Raw genomic sequence first — 399 nt, forward strand, 5'->3', positions numbered from 1 at the left:
GCTTGGTCATGAGGCGGTCGATGGTCTTCCGCTCATCCGAGTTGTCGTCCATGGCAGAGACCACGATGCTGATGTGGTCGAGCACGATCACCTTGCAGTGCTGCGCCTTGGCCATGTAGTGCAGCTTGGCAATCAGACGGTCTTCCACGGACTCCGCGAAGGAGTCGTAGAGGAACAGGCGGTCGGTCTCAAAAACAGCATCGAAGGCAGCGTCAAACTGCTCCTCAGTGGTCGCCTCCGGGTTCTGCCGGTAGCGGGTCTTGAGGTGCAGCCCCACGATGTCCTGAACGGTCTCCTCGACAGCCTCCTCCAGCATGGCCAAGCTCAAGGCTTTTGCCAAAACCAGCGGAGTCCTCATGGTGGTCATCTGCCACCTGAAGAACCCCGAGAAGGGAACTC

General features: G+C 59.1%; 1 protein-coding gene. It reads right to left on the reverse strand.

The window, feature by feature from the left end:
• Positions 1–367: hypothetical protein (locus tag RMT89_RS41400; protein ID WP_315888914.1), on the reverse strand; the 367-nt coding region annotated here is incomplete at its 3' end.
• Positions 368–399: the final 32 nt, after the last annotated feature.

It is taken from the genome of Streptomyces sp. P17 (assembly GCF_032436805.1).
In the GTDB taxonomy this organism is placed as follows: Bacteria; Actinomycetota; Actinomycetes; order Streptomycetales; family Streptomycetaceae; genus Streptomyces.